Consider the following 14,935-nt stretch of genomic DNA (forward strand, 5'->3'; position numbering starts at 1 on the left):
TCAGCGGACTCCGAACAGTTGCAGATGGTCGGCGATCGGCCCCAGGGCGAGCGTCGGCAGGAAGGTCAGGCCACCCACCAGCAGCAGGGTGATCACCAGCAGGGTGACGAACAGCGGGCCGTGGGTGGGGAAGCTGTTGGGGCCGAGCGGGACGGCACGCTTGGCCGCCAGGCTGCCGGCAATGGCCAGGACCGGCAGGATGTAGCCGAAGCGACCGATCAGCAGCGCCAGGCTCAGCATCAGGTTGTGGAAGGGCGTATTGGCGCCGAAGCCACCAAAGGCCGAGCCGTTGTTGGCCGTGGCCGAGGTGTAGGCATAGAGCAGCTGGCTGAAGCCATGGGGACCCGTGGCGCCGATCCCGGCCACGCCGGCCGGAACGCTGGCGGCGATGGCGCCCAGCACCAGCACGCCCAGCGGCATCACCAGCAGGGTCGCCACCAGCAGCCGTACCTCGGGAGCTTCCAGCTTCTTGCCCAGATATTCCGGGGTACGGCCCACCATCAGGCCGGCGATGAAGACGGCGATCAGCACATTGAGCAGCATGCCGTAGAGACCGGCGCCGACGCCGCCAAAGATCACCTCGCCAAGCATCATGTTGAACAGGGCGATCAGGTCGGTCAGGGGTGCCAGGCTGTCATGCATGGCATTCACCGAGCCGTTGGAGGCGGCGGTGGTCACTGTTGCCCAGAGCGCTGACGCCGTACCGCCGAAGCGGGTCTCCAGGCCTTCCAGGGACGCCCCCTGGGTGATCGCCAGACCGGCCAAGGCAGGGTTGGCGTGGTTCTGAGCAACTATGGCGACAGCGCCTCCAACCACCAGCAGGCCGAACATGGCGGCGAAGATCGCCCAGCTCTGCCGCCGATCCTTGACGTAGTGACCGAAGCTGAACACCAGGGCCGCCGGAATCATCAGGATGGCCGACAGCTCCAGCAGATCGCTCAGCGCCGTGGGGTTCTCGAAGGGATGCGCGGAGTTGACGCCAAAGAACCCGCCACCGTTGGTCCCCAGCTGCTTGATGGCGATCTGGCTAGCGGCCGGACCCACCGGCAGGGTCTGGCTGGCGCCCTGCAGGGTGGTGGCATCGACGTAGGCGGCGAAGGTCTGGGGCACGCCCTGCCAGATCAGCAGCAGCGCCAGAGGCGCGCACAGCGGCAGCAGCACATAGAAGGTGGCGCGGAACAGGTCGACCCAGAAATTGCCGATCTCCTGGGCGCTGCGGCGGGTGATGCCGCGGGCCAGGGCGGCCAGCACGGCGACGCCCACCGCGGCGCTGACGAAGTTCTGCACGCCCAGGCCGACCATCTGGCTGAAATAGCTCAGCGAGGCTTCGCCGCTATAGGCCTGCCAGTTGGTGTTGGTGACGAAGCTGATGGCGGTGTTCAGCGCCAGGGTCCATTCCAGCCCGGGCAGATGCTGCGGATTCAACGGCAGACCGCCCTGGAGTACGAGGATGGCGAACAACAGCCCGATGCCCAGCCCATTGAACAGCACCAGGGCGATGGCATAGGTGCGCCAGTCCTGGCCGCGACCATCTGAGCCCGCCACTTTCAGCGTCAGGCGCTCCAACGGGCCGCCGACAAAGGTCAGCCAGGTCCGCTCGCCTTCCAACGCACGGTAGAAGTAACGCCCCAGGAAAGGGGCAGGAAGAAAGGTCAGGGCCAGGAAGGCCAGGATCAGGAACGCGGCTTGGCTGTCCATGCCGCCTCCCTAGGATCGGCCGGCGCGTAGCAGCGCCGCCAGCAGATAGACGAACAGACCCAGTGCCAGGAGCAGGGCCAGAAGATTCCAGGGGGTCATCGCGAGTTCTCCAGAGACGGCCATTGCCGCGTGGAGAAATTGTCGTGAGCAGGGGTGTAAAGAAGCGAGGCGGGGAGCGGTGGCGGGGCGTAAAGAAAGCGTTAAATCGGCCCCGCCCGTCAGTGCTGGCGGGGCCTGGAGACTATTGCTTAGGTGCGTTCTGCTGGTCTTCCTTGGCCTTCTTGTTGGCCTCGTGGTGCCCGATGGCGCAGCCCGCGGCGGCACCGGCGACGCCGTGACCCCCGGCGACATGACCCGCGGCGCCCCCGACCACGGCACCCTTGACGCAGCCAGCGGCAAAGGTGGCTTGGCTGGCGCCGAGTAGCAGAGCAGACAGGGCAAGGGTAGGCAGGAGCTTCATGGTGGCGACCTCTCGTGGGTGCGAAGTAATGTCCTGTAACAATTGACCTTGACGAGCCTCGCCAGTTCTCCTGCGCTACAGCTTGGCCGCCAAGTCGCCCTGGACGCCATTAATCACCTGGGTCGTTGGCGGACTATCGATATCGCGGCCATGGGCCGCTCCTACAGCCTCAGTTATGAATGTAGGAGCGGCCCATGGCCGCGATACGGACTGGGCTTGGGGAGAGCGTGAAGAGTCTGCGCTAAAGCCGTCTCAGGCGCTGTGCGAATGGCTGCTTCGGTGAATAGTCGCGATGTTGATAGCGACTCATGTCCACCGCTGGAAAGCGCCTTATCGCATTCAGGAATGACCGTGCTGCTGCTCTTCCTTGGCCTTCGCCGCCAGGTGATGGCCGATGACACAGCCGGCGACTGCGCCGGCGATGGCGTGGTGACCAGCCACATGTCCCGCCACGCCGCCAACCACGGCGCCCTTGATACAACCCGCTGCCATCGTCGTCTGGCTGAGACCGAGCAGCAGGGTGGATAGGCTCACGATGACAAGACGTTTCATGGAGTGATCTCGGTAGAAGGAAATCTGAGGGTAGGGCGTCTGGGTTAACCGCCGCTTAAGACCGGTTCAAGGGGAGGCAGCTGTCCTGGACAGCCAGGATCGCGGCGCAATAAAAAACCGCCCCGAAGGGCGGTTTTTCAGTACCTAACGCTAACGTCAGACTTCGACGGCGGCGATACGGGCCTTTTCCGCGCTTTCACGGAATTCGGCGATCTGATCGAAGCTCAGGTAGCGGTAGACGTCCGCGGCCATGCTGTCGATGCTCTTCGCGTATTCCATGTATTCCTCGACGGTGGGCAGCTTGCCCAGGATCGAGGCCACCGCGGCCAGTTCCGCCGACGCCAGGTAGACGTTGGCGCCGTCGCCCAGGCGGTTGGGGAAGTTACGGGTGGAGGTGGACACCACGGTGGCGTTGGCGGCCACGCGGGCCTGGTTGCCCATGCACAGTGAGCAGCCCGGCATTTCCATGCGCGCGCCGGCCTTGCCGTAGATGCCGTAGTAGCCTTCCTCGGTCAGCTGGTGCTGGTCCATCTTGGTCGGCGGCGACAGCCACAGACGGGTCGGGATCGAACCCTTGACCTTGTCCAGCAGCTTGCCGGCGGCGCGGAAGTGACCGATGTTGGTCATGCAGGAACCGATGAACACCTCGTCGATCTTGTCGCCGGCCACCTGGGACAGCAGGCGGGCGTCGTCCGGATCGTTCGGGGCGCACAGCACCGGCTCGTTGACCTCGGACAGATCGATCTCGATGACTTCGCTGTATTCGGCGTCGGCATCGGCGGCGAGCAGTTCCGGGTTGGCGATCCAGGCTTCCATGGCGCGCGCACGGCGCTCCAGGGTGCGCGGGTCACCGTAGCCTTCCTCGATCATCCAGCGCAGCAGGGTGATGTTGGACTGCAGGTACTCGGTGATGGACTCGGGCGACAGCTTGATGGTGCAGCCGGCGGCGGAACGCTCGGCGGAGGCATCGGACAGCTCGAACGCCTGCTCCACGGTCAGGTCTTCCAGGCCTTCGATCTCGAGGATGCGGCCGGAGAAGATGTTCTTCTTGCCCTTCTTCTCGACGGTCAGCAGGCCCTTCTGGATGGCGTAGTAGGGGATGGCATGCACCAGGTCACGCAGGGTGATCCCGGGTTGCATCTTGCCCTTGAAGCGCACCAGTACCGACTCGGGCATGTCCAGCGGCATCACGCCCGTCGCGGCGGCGAAGGCCACCAGGCCCGAACCGGCCGGGAAGGAGATGCCGATGGGGAAGCGGGTGTGGGAATCGCCACCGGTGCCGACAGTGTCGGGCAGCAGCATGCGGTTCAGCCAGCTGTGGATGATGCCGTCGCCAGGACGCAGGGAGACGCCGCCACGGGTACGGATGAAATCCGGCAGGGTGTGGTGGGTCTTGACGTCGATGGGCTTGGGGTAGGCCGCGGTGTGGCAGAAGGACTGCATCACCAGGTCGGCGGAGAAGCCCAGGCAGGCCAGGTCCTTCAGCTCGTCGCGGGTCATCGGGCCAGTGGTGTCCTGGGAACCGACGGTGGTCATCTTCGGCTCGCAGTAGGTGCCGGGGCGCACGCCCTCGACGCCGCAGGCCTTGCCGACCATCTTCTGCGCCAGGGTGTAGCCCTTGGTGCTTTCGGCGGGCTGGTCCGGCTTGTTGAACAGGTCGGACGGGCCCATGCCCAGTTCGGCGCGCGCCTTCTCGGTCAGGCCGCGGCCGACGATCAGCGGGATACGGCCGCCGGCGCGGACTTCGTCCAGCAGCACGGGGGTCTTGAGTTCGAAGGTGGCGACGACTTCATCGCTGCCATGGCGGGTGACCTTGCCAGCCTTGGGATAGACGTCGATGACGTCGCCCATTTCCAGGGCGGACACGTCGAACTCGATCGGCAGGGCGCCGGCGTCTTCCATGGTGTTGTAGAAGATCGGGGCGATCTTGGAACCGAAGCAGAAGCCGCCTGCGCGCTTGTTGGGCACGTAGGGGATGTCGTCGCCGAAGAACCACAGCACCGAGTTGGTGGCGGACTTGCGGGAAGAACCGGTACCGACCACGTCACCGACGTAGGCGACCGGGAAGCCCTTGGCACGTACTTCCTCGATCTGCTTCAGCGGACCGATGCTGCCTTGCTGCTCGGGCACGATGCCGTCGCGAGCCATTTTCAGCATGGCCAGGGCGTGCAGCGGGATGTCCGGACGCGACCAGGCGTCGGGCGCGGGGGAGAGGTCGTCGGTGTTGGTTTCGCCAGGCACCTTGAACACGGTCAGGGTGTACTTCTCGGCGATTTCCGGACGCTTCTTGTACCACTCGCCTTCGGCCCAGGATTGCAGGACAGCCTTGGCGTGGGTGTTGCCGGCCTTGGCCTTCTCGGCCACGTCGTGGAAGGCGTCGAACATCAGCAGGGTGTGCTTGAGTTGTTCGGCGGCCACGGCGGCCAGTTCGGCATCGTCCAGCAGCTCGACCAGGGTGGCGATGTTGTAGCCGCCCTGCATGGTGCCCAGCAGTTCGGTGGCACGCTGCCTGGAGATCAGTGGGGACTGGGCCTCGCCCTTGGCGACGGCGGAGAGGAAGCCAGCCTTGACGTAGGCAGCTTCGTCGACGCCCGGCGGGACGCGGTTGGTAATGAGGTCGACGAGGAAGGCTTCCTCACCGGCAGGGGGATTCTTCAGCAGTTCGACCAGACCGGCCGTTTGCTCGGCGTTCAGCGGCTGGGGCACGATGCCCTGGGCGGCACGCTCTTCTACGTGGTTACGATAGGCTTCAAGCACGGGTTGACCCTCATCAGTGGTCCAATATTGCGTCCGGGGGCTGGCGCCCCGAAATGTATCCGGCAGGGTTTGACGGGGGAGGCTGCGGGCAGGACCACCGTCACGCCGGACGCACTCCGCTAGAAGCTGTTTTCAAAGTTTTACGCCGGCTGCTGCAAGGCAGGTCGGGCAGTTGGCGGTTGATGAGGCCGCCGCTGCCCGGAAGGTCGCCGGAAACTTTGCTCGTGACGCTTTGAAAACAGCTTCGTATCGGACATTGCGCCTATAAGGCTGCCTAATTCTACGCCAAGCCTCTGGCGAAGTTAAGCGCTGCGTTGTCGCATCGTGTGCGTCACGCTGTTAGACCTTGGCCGTAGTCTAGCGGCCCAGATGCGCGAAGCGCCCGGTGAAGGGCTTGGCGATGGGATAGGCCAGGTCGCCGTGCTTGCTGGTCCCCAGGCCCAGGTCGACCAGCGACTCGGCCAGCTTGACCGCGGCGCTCACGCCTTCGATCACCGGGACGCCGATGGCCTCGCTCAGGGCTTCGCGCAGATCGGCCATGCCGCCGCAGCCCAGCACGATGGCGCCGGCACCTTCCTCGTCACGCGCCCGGCGCCCTTCGGCGGCGATCAGCTCGATGAGGCTGTCGTCCGCGTCCTCCAGTGCCAGCACTGGCAGATCGATGCAGCGTACCGAGGTGCACAGCTCGGCGAAGCCATATCGCTGCAGCAGATGCTCGGCAATGATGCGCGTACGGGTGAGGGTGGTCACCACGGCGAAGCGGGTGGCCAGCAGGCTGGCCAAATGGAAACCGGCCTCGGCGATGCCGAGCACCGGCCCCTTGGCCATTTCCCGTGCCGCGAGCAGACCTGGATCGCCAAAGCAGGCGATGACATGGGCGGCGCAGCCGGCCTCGACGCCCTTGCGCATCTCTTCGATCACGCCGACCGCGGCCACGGCTTCGTCGTAGTGACTCTCGATGGAAACCGGACCGGCTTCGGGGTTGCTGGCGAGAATGGTGGTACCCGGGCGGGCGATGGCCTGGGCCGCACGACCGATCTTGGCGGTCATGCTGGCACTGGTATTGGGATTGATGACCTGAATCTGCATGGGACGCCTCAACTGCGTTTGAAGATGCTGCGGAAATCGGGCTCGGCGGCCACGGGCCGGTCGATCCGGAGGGATTCGCGGATCAGGCGCAGATGCTGCGCCATCCAGTCGCTGGCGGCCGCGCCCTTGCCCTGGACGAGCAGGTCCAGCAGGTCTTCGTGCTGGCCGCAATCGCAACCCAGGCTGTGCCGCGAGCCATAGATGGCGATCAGCAGCGAGGAGCGACTGGCCAGTTGGGCGACCTGCTCGGTCAGCACCTGGTTATCGGCCAGGGCGGCGAGTTCGACGTGGAAGCGCGCGGACAGCTGGATCGCCAGGCTGTGGCGCCCGCCATGCTGGGCCTCGTGCTCCTCGAGGCACAGCTGCCGCAGGGGCGCGAGTTGGGCGCTGTCGACCCGTGCGGCCACCAGGGGCATCAGCGCCGGTTCGATCAGCTGGCGCGCGGCGAGGATGTCCTGGGCTTCCTTGGCGCTGGGCTGGGCGACCTGGGCACCGCGATTGGCGCGCAGGGTCACCAGGCGTTCCAGGGCCAGCCGCTGCAGCACCTTGCGAATGCCGGTGCGGCTGATGCCGAAGGTTTCCGCCAGGGTGTCTTCCGGCAGCCGGGTGCCCGGAGTCAGGCGATGCTCGACGATGGCGTCGAGGATGTCCTGGTAGATCCGTTCGTCACGGGGCGAGGCGGCGACGGCGAGCGGCGAGGGTACTGCACTCATGGGCTGGCTCCAGCGATTTGCCTAGATTGTATACAAGTTATGGGGCCTCGACGATGGGGGAATCTGGTTGACGCTGTGCGCCAAGGTAGCGCCTGTCTGCCACCAAACGCCCCAGGGGAGTGCACGTCCGGTAACGTCTGGAATGCTGCATTGGCAGCTCTTCCTGTGAGAAATCCCTAGTGAGCCAGCGAGTTAAGGGTATTTCGCGGTAACTGGCACGGTCTCTGCTCGGTGGGATTGTATACAAAACAAGGCGGGCGCCGTATGCAGGTACCCGCCACCACGGAGGAGGCGATTCATGAACCAGCAGATTCCCCCGGGCTACAGCCCACGTCTGTACAACGAAGACCTCGGCCCGGTCGAGCAGAAATGGAGCTGGTACAACATCTTCGCCTTCTGGATGAGCGACGTGCACAGCGTCGGCGGCTATGTCTTCGCCGCCAGCCTGTTCGCCCTGGGGCTGGCCAGCTGGCAGGTGTTGATCGCGCTGCTGGTGGGGATCTGCATCGTTCAGGTCATCGCCAATCTGGTCGCCCGGCCCAGCCAGCAGGCTGGCGTACCCTATCCGGTGGTCTGCCGGCTGGCCTTCGGCGTCTTCGGCGCGAACATTCCAGCGGTGATCCGTGGCCTGATCGCGGTGGCCTGGTACGGCATCCAGACCTACCTGGCCTCCAGCGCCCTGGTCATCGTGGTGCTGCGCTTCTTCCCCGCGCTGGCGGTCTATGGCGACAGCGATTTCCTGGGTCTTTCCTACCTGGGCTGGGGTGGCTTCCTGACCCTCTGGTTCCTGCAGGCCTGCGTGTTCTGGGCCGGCATGGAGTCCATTCGCCGCTTCATCGACTGGGCTGGCCCTGCCGTCTATGCGGTGATGTTCCTGCTCGCCGCCTGGATCGTCTGGCGCGCCGGCTGGAGCAACATCAGCTTTACCCTGGCGGAAAAGCAGTTGACCGGCTGGGCGGCCTTTGGCCAGGTAGTCGTCGCCATTGCCCTGGTGGTGTCCTACTTCTCCGGGCCCACGCTCAACTTCGGTGACTTCAGCCGCTACTGCCGCTCCATGCAGGACGTTCGTCGCGGGAATTTCTGGGGGCTACCGATCAACTTCCTGGCCTTTTCCCTGGTCACCGTGGTGATCGTCTCCGGCACCCTTCCGGTGTTCGGCGAGATGATCCACGATCCCATCGCCACCGTGGCCCGCATCGACAACACCACCGCGGTGCTGCTGGGTGCCTTCACCTTCGTCACCGCCACCATCGGCATCAACATCGTCGCCAACTTCGTTTCGCCCGCCTTCGACTTCGCCAACGTGGCCCCGAGCAAGATCAGCTGGCGCGCAGGCGGCATGATCGCCGCGGTGGCCTCGATCTTCCTCACCCCCTGGAATCTGTTCAACAACCCCGAGGTGATCCACTACACCCTGGACGTCCTGGCGTCCTGCATCGGCCCGCTGTTCGGCATCTTGCTGGTGGACTACTACCTGCTGCGCAAGGGCCGTATCGATGTCGATGCGCTGTTCGACGACAGCCCGAGTGGCGCCTACTGGTATAGCGGCGGCGTCAATTGGGTCGCGGTCCAGGCACTGGTGGCCGCGGCGCTGATCGGGCTGTGCTTCACCTTCGTGCCCTGGTTCAAGCCCATCGCCAACTTCGCCTGGTTCACCGGCTGCTTCTTGGGCGGGCTGTTCTTCTACGGGCTGAGCCGCCGTAGCGCTAATCCGCTGCCAAGCCGGAGCGTCGCCGCGGTGTGATTTGGCCTGGGGTTCTGCACGACCGGCGCGGGTGGCCCGCGCCGGTCGTCGACGTTTCCGGCTAGACTAGGCGTTTTGCTCCAAGGCTTGCCGCCCATGCCCGCTCCTGTCATCAAGACGCCCTGTGTCGGCCTGTGCTCGACGATGTTCGGCGACCACGTCTGCCGTGGCTGCAAGAGATTCCACCACGAGGTGGTGAACTGGAATCTCTACGGCGAAGAAGAGCGCCGCGCCGTCTGGGCGCGTCTGGAATTGCTGCTGGTGCAGGTGGTGTCGGCCAAGGTCGATGTCTTCGATCCGGGGCTCTTGCGCCAGCAATTGCAGCAGCGCAGCATCCGCTTCCGGCCGGATCAGTCGGAATACTGCTGGGCCTACCAGCTGCTGGCCCGCGGTGCGCGCCACATCCAGCAGCTGGATGCCTATGGCGTGCGCCTCTTGCCGGAATTTCGCGAGCGCCCCCTTGCCGATCTGCGTGACGCCATCGACCGGGAATTCTTCCTCCTGTCCGAAGCTCACTACGATCGCTACATCGCCCCACGCTTCCTGCTCGAAGGCGTCGACAGCCGCGTCTGAGTGCTGCCGGGCGAGTGGCGCTGCCCAGACGCGCGCCTTTCTCTATAATGCGCGGCTTTTGCACGGGATTACGCTGATGTCCTTGCCCGAGATGAACGAATTCCTCGGTTGCCGCACGCCGGATGCCTGGGTCGAGGCCGCGCTGCAGGACCTGCCGACGCTGCTGCAGGACCACGCCAACAACGAGAAGAAGGCCGCTGGCGCCGCCTTTCACTATCTGTTCACCTATTCCAATCGCGCCGAGCTGTCCTGGAAGATGTCCCGCATCGCCCGTGAAGAGCTGCGCCATTTCGAGCAGGTGCTGCAAATCATGAAGCGCCGTGGCATCGAGCACCGCAACGTCAGTTCGGCCCGCTATGCCGGTGCCCTGCGCAAGCTCTGTCGCAACCACGAGCCGCTGAAGCTGACCGACAGCTTGGTGATCGGCGCCTTCATCGAGTGCCGCTCCTGTGAACGCTTCGGTGCTGTGGCGCCCCACCTGGACGCGGAGCTGGGCAAGTTCTATAGCGGCCTGCTGGCCTCCGAGGCCCGGCATTTCCAGGACTATCTCAAGCTCGCCTATCTCTATGGCGAGCGCGACGACGTCGACGCCAAGATCGCCGAGGTGCGCGCCCTGGAAGTGGAGCTGATCACCTCCAGCGACCGCGAGCTGAGATTCCATAGCGGCATCCCCTCCGCAGCCTGAGAGCCTTTGAACTGGCTCTGCACCGCCTTACTTGCAGGCCTTGGTCTCGCCTACATAGGGATTGCCGCGCCCCATGATGCAGGCCAGGCGCTGGTTGCGCTGACGCTCCCAGGCCTCCGGTGGATACTGCTTGGTCCAGGCGGTGTAGAGCTGGCGATCCTGCTTGGACAGGCGCAGGTCGTAGCGATCGCTCATGTAGAAGTAGGTACGGGCGACCATGCCGCGGATTTCCGGGCGGGGCATGGCGGTCTTGGCCTTGAAGTCCACCACCATCTGGCAGGCGCCATACTGGCTGGGCTTCTGCGGCAGCCAGCCGAAGGCGAAGTTGCTGCGATCGCCATTGACCTCGCCGACCACCGGCACCAGGTTGAAGAGGTCGGCCTCGGCTTTCTGGTACACCGGATCGTTGGCCGTGCAGTTTTTGCGACCGCCTTTCTGCCAGCACTGGCGCTGGTGGCCGATCACCCAGGCGGGGACGATGTGTTCCCATTCTATGCGGCTGGCGCGCTGGGCGCTCTTTCGCGGGACGTAGCCACAGCTCTTGAGGTCCACGGTCTTGCCGCTGTAGTGGCAGCCGCAATAGAAGTCCACGCCTTGCTTGGCATAGACCTTGGCCGCCACCACCTTGGCTTCGCCGAAGGTACGCGGCGGCTGGGGCGTCGCCAGGGCGCTCAGGGAAGCCAGGCTCAGGCAGAACAGCAGGGCAGGGCGCAACGACATGGAGAATCCGTCCGAAAAAGCGCGGATACTACCGACCCGCTTGGGGTCGCGGTGTGATTGGGTTCACTGGAATCCGCCTCGCGACCGCCTGGCAAGGGCGCAGAACACGATTCGATATCAATGACTTAGAGGTATGGCATGGCAGCCTGGGACATCTTCTGCACGGTGGTGGACAACTATGGCGACGCGGGTATCACCTGGCGTCTGGCCCATCAGCTGACCGCTGAGCATGGGCAGCAGGTCCGCCTCTGGATCGACGATCTCTATCCCCTGGCGCGGATCCAGCCGGGCGTCGATGGCAAGGCCGAGCAGCAATGCCACCGTGGCGTCGAGGTGCGTCTTTGGCACGCCGACTGGACGGCGGCCGAGCCCGGCGACGTGGTGGTGGAAGCCTTCGCCTGTCAGTTGCCGGAAGGTTTCGTCACCGCCATGGCGCGTCGCGCCGAGCGCCCGCTCTGGCTCAACCTGGAATACCTGAGCGCCGAGGAGTGGATCGAAGGCTGTCACGCCCTGCCTTCGCTGCAGCCCACCGGGCTGAACAAGTACTTCTTCTTTCCCGGCTTTACCGCCAAGGTGGGCGGGCTGCTGCGTGAGCACGACCTGCTCGATCAGCGTGACGGCTTCCTCCAGGCGGCCGCGGCCCGGGACGACTTTCTGGCTGGGCTGGGCGTTCGGCGCCAGCCCGGGGAGCGACTGTTCTCGCTGTTCGCCTACGAGAACCCGGCGCTGATCGACTGGCTCGACGCCCTCAGCGCCGGCACTCGCCTTACCTGCCTGCTGGTACCGGAGGGCCGGGTGCTGGCCAACGTCGCCGCCTGGCTCGGCGTCGACTGGCTCAAGGCCGGCGACAGCCACCGTCGCGGCGCCCTGCGGGTGCAGGTGCTGCCCTTCGTCTCCCAGCAGGACTACGACCGACTGCTGTGGTGTTGCGACTTCAATGCCATCCGCGGCGAGGACTCCTTCGTCCGCGCCCAGTGGGCGGCGCACCCCTTCGTGTGGCACATCTATCCGCAGGAGGAAGACGCCCATTTCGTCAAGCTCGAGGCCTTTCTGGCGCGCTATGTCGCCTCAGGTACCCCTGAACTGGGCGCCGCGGTCAGTGACCTGTGGCTGGCCTGGAACGGTCGCGGCGACCTGGCGGTGGCCTGGTCGGCGCTGGAGGCGCAGGTCGAGGACTGGCGTCTGCTGGCGCGGGATTGGAGCGATCGGATGGCTTCTCACAGCGATCTTGCCGCCAGCCTGGTGCATTTCCATACAGATTGGCTATCATATGGCGCCTCGAAATCCCGTTCTTCCATCCATACGGATAACCGCATGAAAACCGCACAAGAGTTCCGTGCCGGCCAAGTGGCCATGATCGACAACGCTCCCTGGGTCATCCAGAAAGCTGAATACAACAAGTCCGGCCGTAACGCTGCAGTGGTCAAGATGAAGCTGAAGAGCCTGCTCTCCGGCAGCGCGACCGAGACCGTCTTCCGCGCTGACGACAAGCTCGAGCCGGTGATTCTGGATCGCAAGGAAGTGACCTATTCCTACTTCGCCGATCCCCTGTACGTCTTCGTCGACGCTGACTACAACCAGTACGAAGTGGAGAAAGACGACCTGGGCGAGGCCATCGCCTTCATCGAAGACGGCATGACCGACGTCTGCGAAGCGGTGTTCTACAACGACCGCGTCATCTCCATCGAACTGCCCACCACCATCGTGCGCCAGATCGCCTACACCGAGCCGGCCGTTCGCGGCGACACCTCGGGCAAGGTCATGAAGACCGCGCGCCTGAACAATGGCTACGAGCTGAAGGTTTCCGAGTTCTGCGATATCGGCGACCACATCGAGATCGACACCCGTACCAACGAGTACAAGTCGCGCGCCAAGGTCTAAACCAGGCGTCTCGACAGAAAGCCCGGCTTGCCGGGCTTTTTGCTGTCTGGGTGTCTGCCGGAATCGACCGCTGTTTCAACCTTTCGCTGCTGGATAGTGCCATCGTGGAATCGCTGTTTACGTTGTTGATCGATGTCGTCCTCGGCGCGCTGCTGGGTGTGGTGGGTGGCCTGTTCGGCATCGGCGGCGGCTTGATCGCCATTCCGGTGCTGGCCCTGCTATTCGGCCTTGACCAGCAACTGGCCCAGGGCACCGCCCTGGTGATGGTGGTGCCCAACGTGCTGCTGTCGGTCTACAAGTACAACCAGCGCAACCGCATCGACTGGCAACGCGCCGGGCTGCTGGCCGCGGCCGGGATGCTGTCGGCCCTGGTGGGCACGGCCTTGGCGGTGTCCCTGGATGCCCGCTCGATGCGCCACGGCTTCGTCGGCTTCCTGTTCCTGCTGGTGCTCTACAACCTCTGGCAACTCTATCGTCGTGGCCAGCCGCCGCTGACAACGCCGAGCCGGCTGGGTCTCGGCGTGCTGGGGCTGGTGGCGGGTATGGTCGGCGGGCTGTTCGGTGTCGGTGGGGCGGTGATCGCCACGCCGATCCTGGCCGGAGTCATGGGCCTGACCCAGGTGGCGGCCCAGGGCATGTCCCTGGCCATGGCGCTGCCCACCACCGGGGTCACCCTGGCCAGCTACGCCTGGCATGGGGAAGTCGACTGGAGCGTGGGTATTCCGCTCGCCCTGGGTGGGCTGCTCAGCGTGAGCTGGGGCGTGAAGTTGGCGCACCAGCTGCCCGAGCGCCTGCTGCGGCTGCTGTTCTGTGGTTTCCTGCTGCTGTGTGCGGTGCTGCTGGCGCTGCGCTGACTACTGCCGAAAGCCCTCGGCGATATGCTCGGCGAGAGTGTCGATGATGGGTGAAGCGCTGCGCGGATTGCGCAGCAGTTCGATGGAGCAGGCTGGCAGATCGGGCATGCCCTCGGCTTCGCTCAGGCGGCGAAGTTCGCTGGGCAACAGGCTTTCTAATTGCGCGGTGACCGCCAGGCCCGCCTTGACGATGCCCAGCAGCGCCGCCAGGCTCGGGCTGCTGTAGGCTAGGCGATAGCCACGCCCACGACTGTCCAGGGCGCGTCGGGCCCATTCGCTGAGAAAGCACGAGGTGTTGAACATCGCCAGCGGCAACGGATCGCGCTGGTGGATATCGAAACCCGGCGCCTCGGCCCAGATGAAGCGCTCGCGACGCAGGGGCAGGCCGATCTCGTTGCCCGGTTCGCGGGTGACTATGGTCAGATCCAGGTCCTGACGTTGCAGCAGGCCCGCGGTGGTCTCGCAGTGGACGTCCACCTGCACCAGCGGATAGGCCTTGGCGAAGCCCGCCAGGATGCCCGGAATGAACCTCATGACATAGTCATCGGGGGTGCCGATACGCACCGTGCCCACCATGTGCGGCTCGCGCAGGGTAGTCATCACCTCGCCATGCAGCTTGAGGATCCGCCGGGCGAAGCCCAGCAGGATCTGGCCTTCCGCCGTCAGGCGTACCTGGCGGCCCTCCCGCTCGAACAGCCGCCGCTGTAGCACGTCTTCTTCGAGCTTGCGCATTTGCATGCTCACCGCCGACTGGGTGCGATTGACCACCTCGGCGGCACGGGTGAAGCCGCCCTGGTCGGCGATGGCGACAAAGGTGCGCAACAGATCGGTCTCTATGCTGGGGTAGTTCATGGCATCAGCCTGGTGAATGGATCACATCAGAAAGATTCGTTTGATTGATGTTATGCCAGCTTCCAGACTTGTGCCATACCCCCTGGAGAAGGAGTTTCACCATGGCTCGGCTCGCTACTCACCATGATTCGTTCGCTCGCGCCCGTGGATATCTGGACGTCAGCTGCCGCCTGCGTCGGGCCCTGGCCTGGTTGCAGCGAGCGGTGCAGGTCTCCCGTCAGCGCCGTGCGCTCTATCGGCTGGATGACAGTGCCTTGCACGACCTGGGTCTGAGTCGCGCCGATACCTGGCAGGAGGCTGACAAGCCCTTTTGGCAGCAGCCGGCAGAGGAGGGCGGCCGCCGATCCTGCTAGGGTG

General features: G+C 64.9%; 15 protein-coding genes and 1 pseudogene. 7 read left to right on the forward strand and 9 right to left on the reverse strand.

The features are described from left to right. From kdpA to LRS53_RS05030, 7 genes are all read right to left on the reverse strand, one after another. Positions 1–1,698 carry a potassium-transporting ATPase subunit KdpA gene (kdpA, locus tag LRS53_RS05000; RefSeq protein WP_231355165.1) on the reverse strand — a complete coding sequence of 566 codons (1,698 nt, stop codon included), beginning with the start codon at positions 1,696–1,698 and terminating at the stop codon, positions 1–3. A 9-nt stretch (positions 1,699–1,707) separates the two neighbouring features. Further along, positions 1,708–1,797, reverse strand: a complete 90-nt coding sequence (locus LRS53_RS05005) for a potassium-transporting ATPase subunit F (protein ID WP_017640468.1) — start codon at positions 1,795–1,797, stop codon at positions 1,708–1,710. A gap of 142 nt (positions 1,798–1,939) precedes the next feature. Next, complete coding sequence (locus LRS53_RS05010) at positions 1,940–2,158, reverse strand: hypothetical protein (RefSeq protein ID WP_231355166.1); 219 nt, start codon at positions 2,156–2,158, stop codon at positions 1,940–1,942. A gap of 339 nt (positions 2,159–2,497) precedes the next feature. Further along, positions 2,498–2,710 carry a hypothetical protein gene (locus LRS53_RS05015; protein ID WP_093251390.1) on the reverse strand — a complete coding sequence of 71 codons (213 nt, stop codon included), beginning with the start codon at positions 2,708–2,710 and terminating at the stop codon, positions 2,498–2,500. Positions 2,711–2,866: 156 nt separating this feature from the next. After that, positions 2,867–5,467 (reverse strand): bifunctional aconitate hydratase 2/2-methylisocitrate dehydratase, encoded by a 2,601-nt coding sequence (acnB, locus tag LRS53_RS05020; protein WP_231355167.1) that lies wholly within the window; start codon positions 5,465–5,467, stop codon positions 2,867–2,869. A gap of 357 nt (positions 5,468–5,824) precedes the next feature. Beyond that, positions 5,825–6,556 carry an aspartate/glutamate racemase family protein gene (locus LRS53_RS05025; RefSeq protein ID WP_231355168.1) on the reverse strand — a complete coding sequence of 244 codons (732 nt, stop codon included), beginning with the start codon at positions 6,554–6,556 and terminating at the stop codon, positions 5,825–5,827. An 8-nt stretch (positions 6,557–6,564) separates the two neighbouring features. Further along, positions 6,565–7,269 (reverse strand): GntR family transcriptional regulator, encoded by a 705-nt coding sequence (locus LRS53_RS05030; RefSeq protein WP_017640473.1) that lies wholly within the window; start codon positions 7,267–7,269, stop codon positions 6,565–6,567. 298 nt (positions 7,270–7,567) lie between these two features. Here LRS53_RS05030 and LRS53_RS05035 point away from each other — a divergent pair, with 298 nt between their 5' ends. The 3 genes from LRS53_RS05035 (at position 7,568) to LRS53_RS05045 (ending at position 10,271) form a co-directional block, all read left to right on the forward strand. Then, positions 7,568–9,013: an NCS1 family nucleobase:cation symporter-1 gene (locus LRS53_RS05035; RefSeq protein WP_231355169.1), complete on the forward strand. Its 1,446-nt coding sequence runs from the start codon at positions 7,568–7,570 to the stop codon at positions 9,011–9,013. A gap of 96 nt (positions 9,014–9,109) precedes the next feature. After that, positions 9,110–9,586, forward strand: coding sequence for a DUF1289 domain-containing protein (locus LRS53_RS05040; RefSeq protein ID WP_026083772.1), 477 nt, complete (start codon positions 9,110–9,112; stop codon positions 9,584–9,586). Between the two features lie 73 nt (positions 9,587–9,659). Continuing rightward, complete coding sequence (locus LRS53_RS05045) at positions 9,660–10,271, forward strand: tRNA-(ms[2]io[6]A)-hydroxylase (RefSeq protein WP_160922795.1); 612 nt, start codon at positions 9,660–9,662, stop codon at positions 10,269–10,271. Between the two features lie 27 nt (positions 10,272–10,298). Here the strand turns inward: LRS53_RS05045 and LRS53_RS05050 are convergent, their stop codons facing one another. Then, a complete protein-coding gene (locus LRS53_RS05050) occupies positions 10,299–10,991 on the reverse strand; it encodes an endonuclease (RefSeq protein ID WP_158892791.1) in 693 nt (230 codons plus the stop codon). Positions 10,992–11,129: 138 nt separating this feature from the next. On the opposite strand from LRS53_RS05050, the pseudogene earP reads away from it, so the two are divergent. The 3 genes and pseudogenes from earP to LRS53_RS05065 all read left to right on the forward strand — a co-directional run. Beyond that, positions 11,130–12,257: pseudogene (earP, locus tag LRS53_RS05055) on the forward strand (elongation factor P maturation arginine rhamnosyltransferase EarP); the annotation flags it as partial. A 48-nt stretch (positions 12,258–12,305) separates the two neighbouring features. Further along, on the forward strand, positions 12,306–12,872 hold the full coding sequence (gene efp / locus LRS53_RS05060; RefSeq protein ID WP_007158497.1) for an elongation factor P: 567 nt from the start codon (positions 12,306–12,308) through the stop codon (positions 12,870–12,872). Positions 12,873–12,985: 113 nt separating this feature from the next. Further along, complete coding sequence (locus LRS53_RS05065) at positions 12,986–13,726, forward strand: sulfite exporter TauE/SafE family protein (protein WP_026083774.1); 741 nt, start codon at positions 12,986–12,988, stop codon at positions 13,724–13,726. Here LRS53_RS05065 and LRS53_RS05070 read toward each other — a convergent pair whose 3' ends face one another. After that, a complete protein-coding gene (locus LRS53_RS05070; protein WP_017640480.1) occupies positions 13,727–14,578 on the reverse strand; it encodes a LysR substrate-binding domain-containing protein in 852 nt (283 codons plus the stop codon). Positions 14,579–14,679: 101 nt separating this feature from the next. Here LRS53_RS05070 and LRS53_RS05075 point away from each other — a divergent pair, with 101 nt between their 5' ends. After that, complete coding sequence (locus LRS53_RS05075; protein ID WP_231355170.1) at positions 14,680–14,931, forward strand: DUF1127 domain-containing protein; 252 nt, start codon at positions 14,680–14,682, stop codon at positions 14,929–14,931. Positions 14,932–14,935 lie beyond the last annotated feature (4 nt).

The organism is Pseudomonas sp. PLB05, from assembly GCF_021106615.1.
GTDB lineage: Bacteria > Pseudomonadota > Gammaproteobacteria > Pseudomonadales > Pseudomonadaceae > Chryseomonas > Chryseomonas benzopyrenica.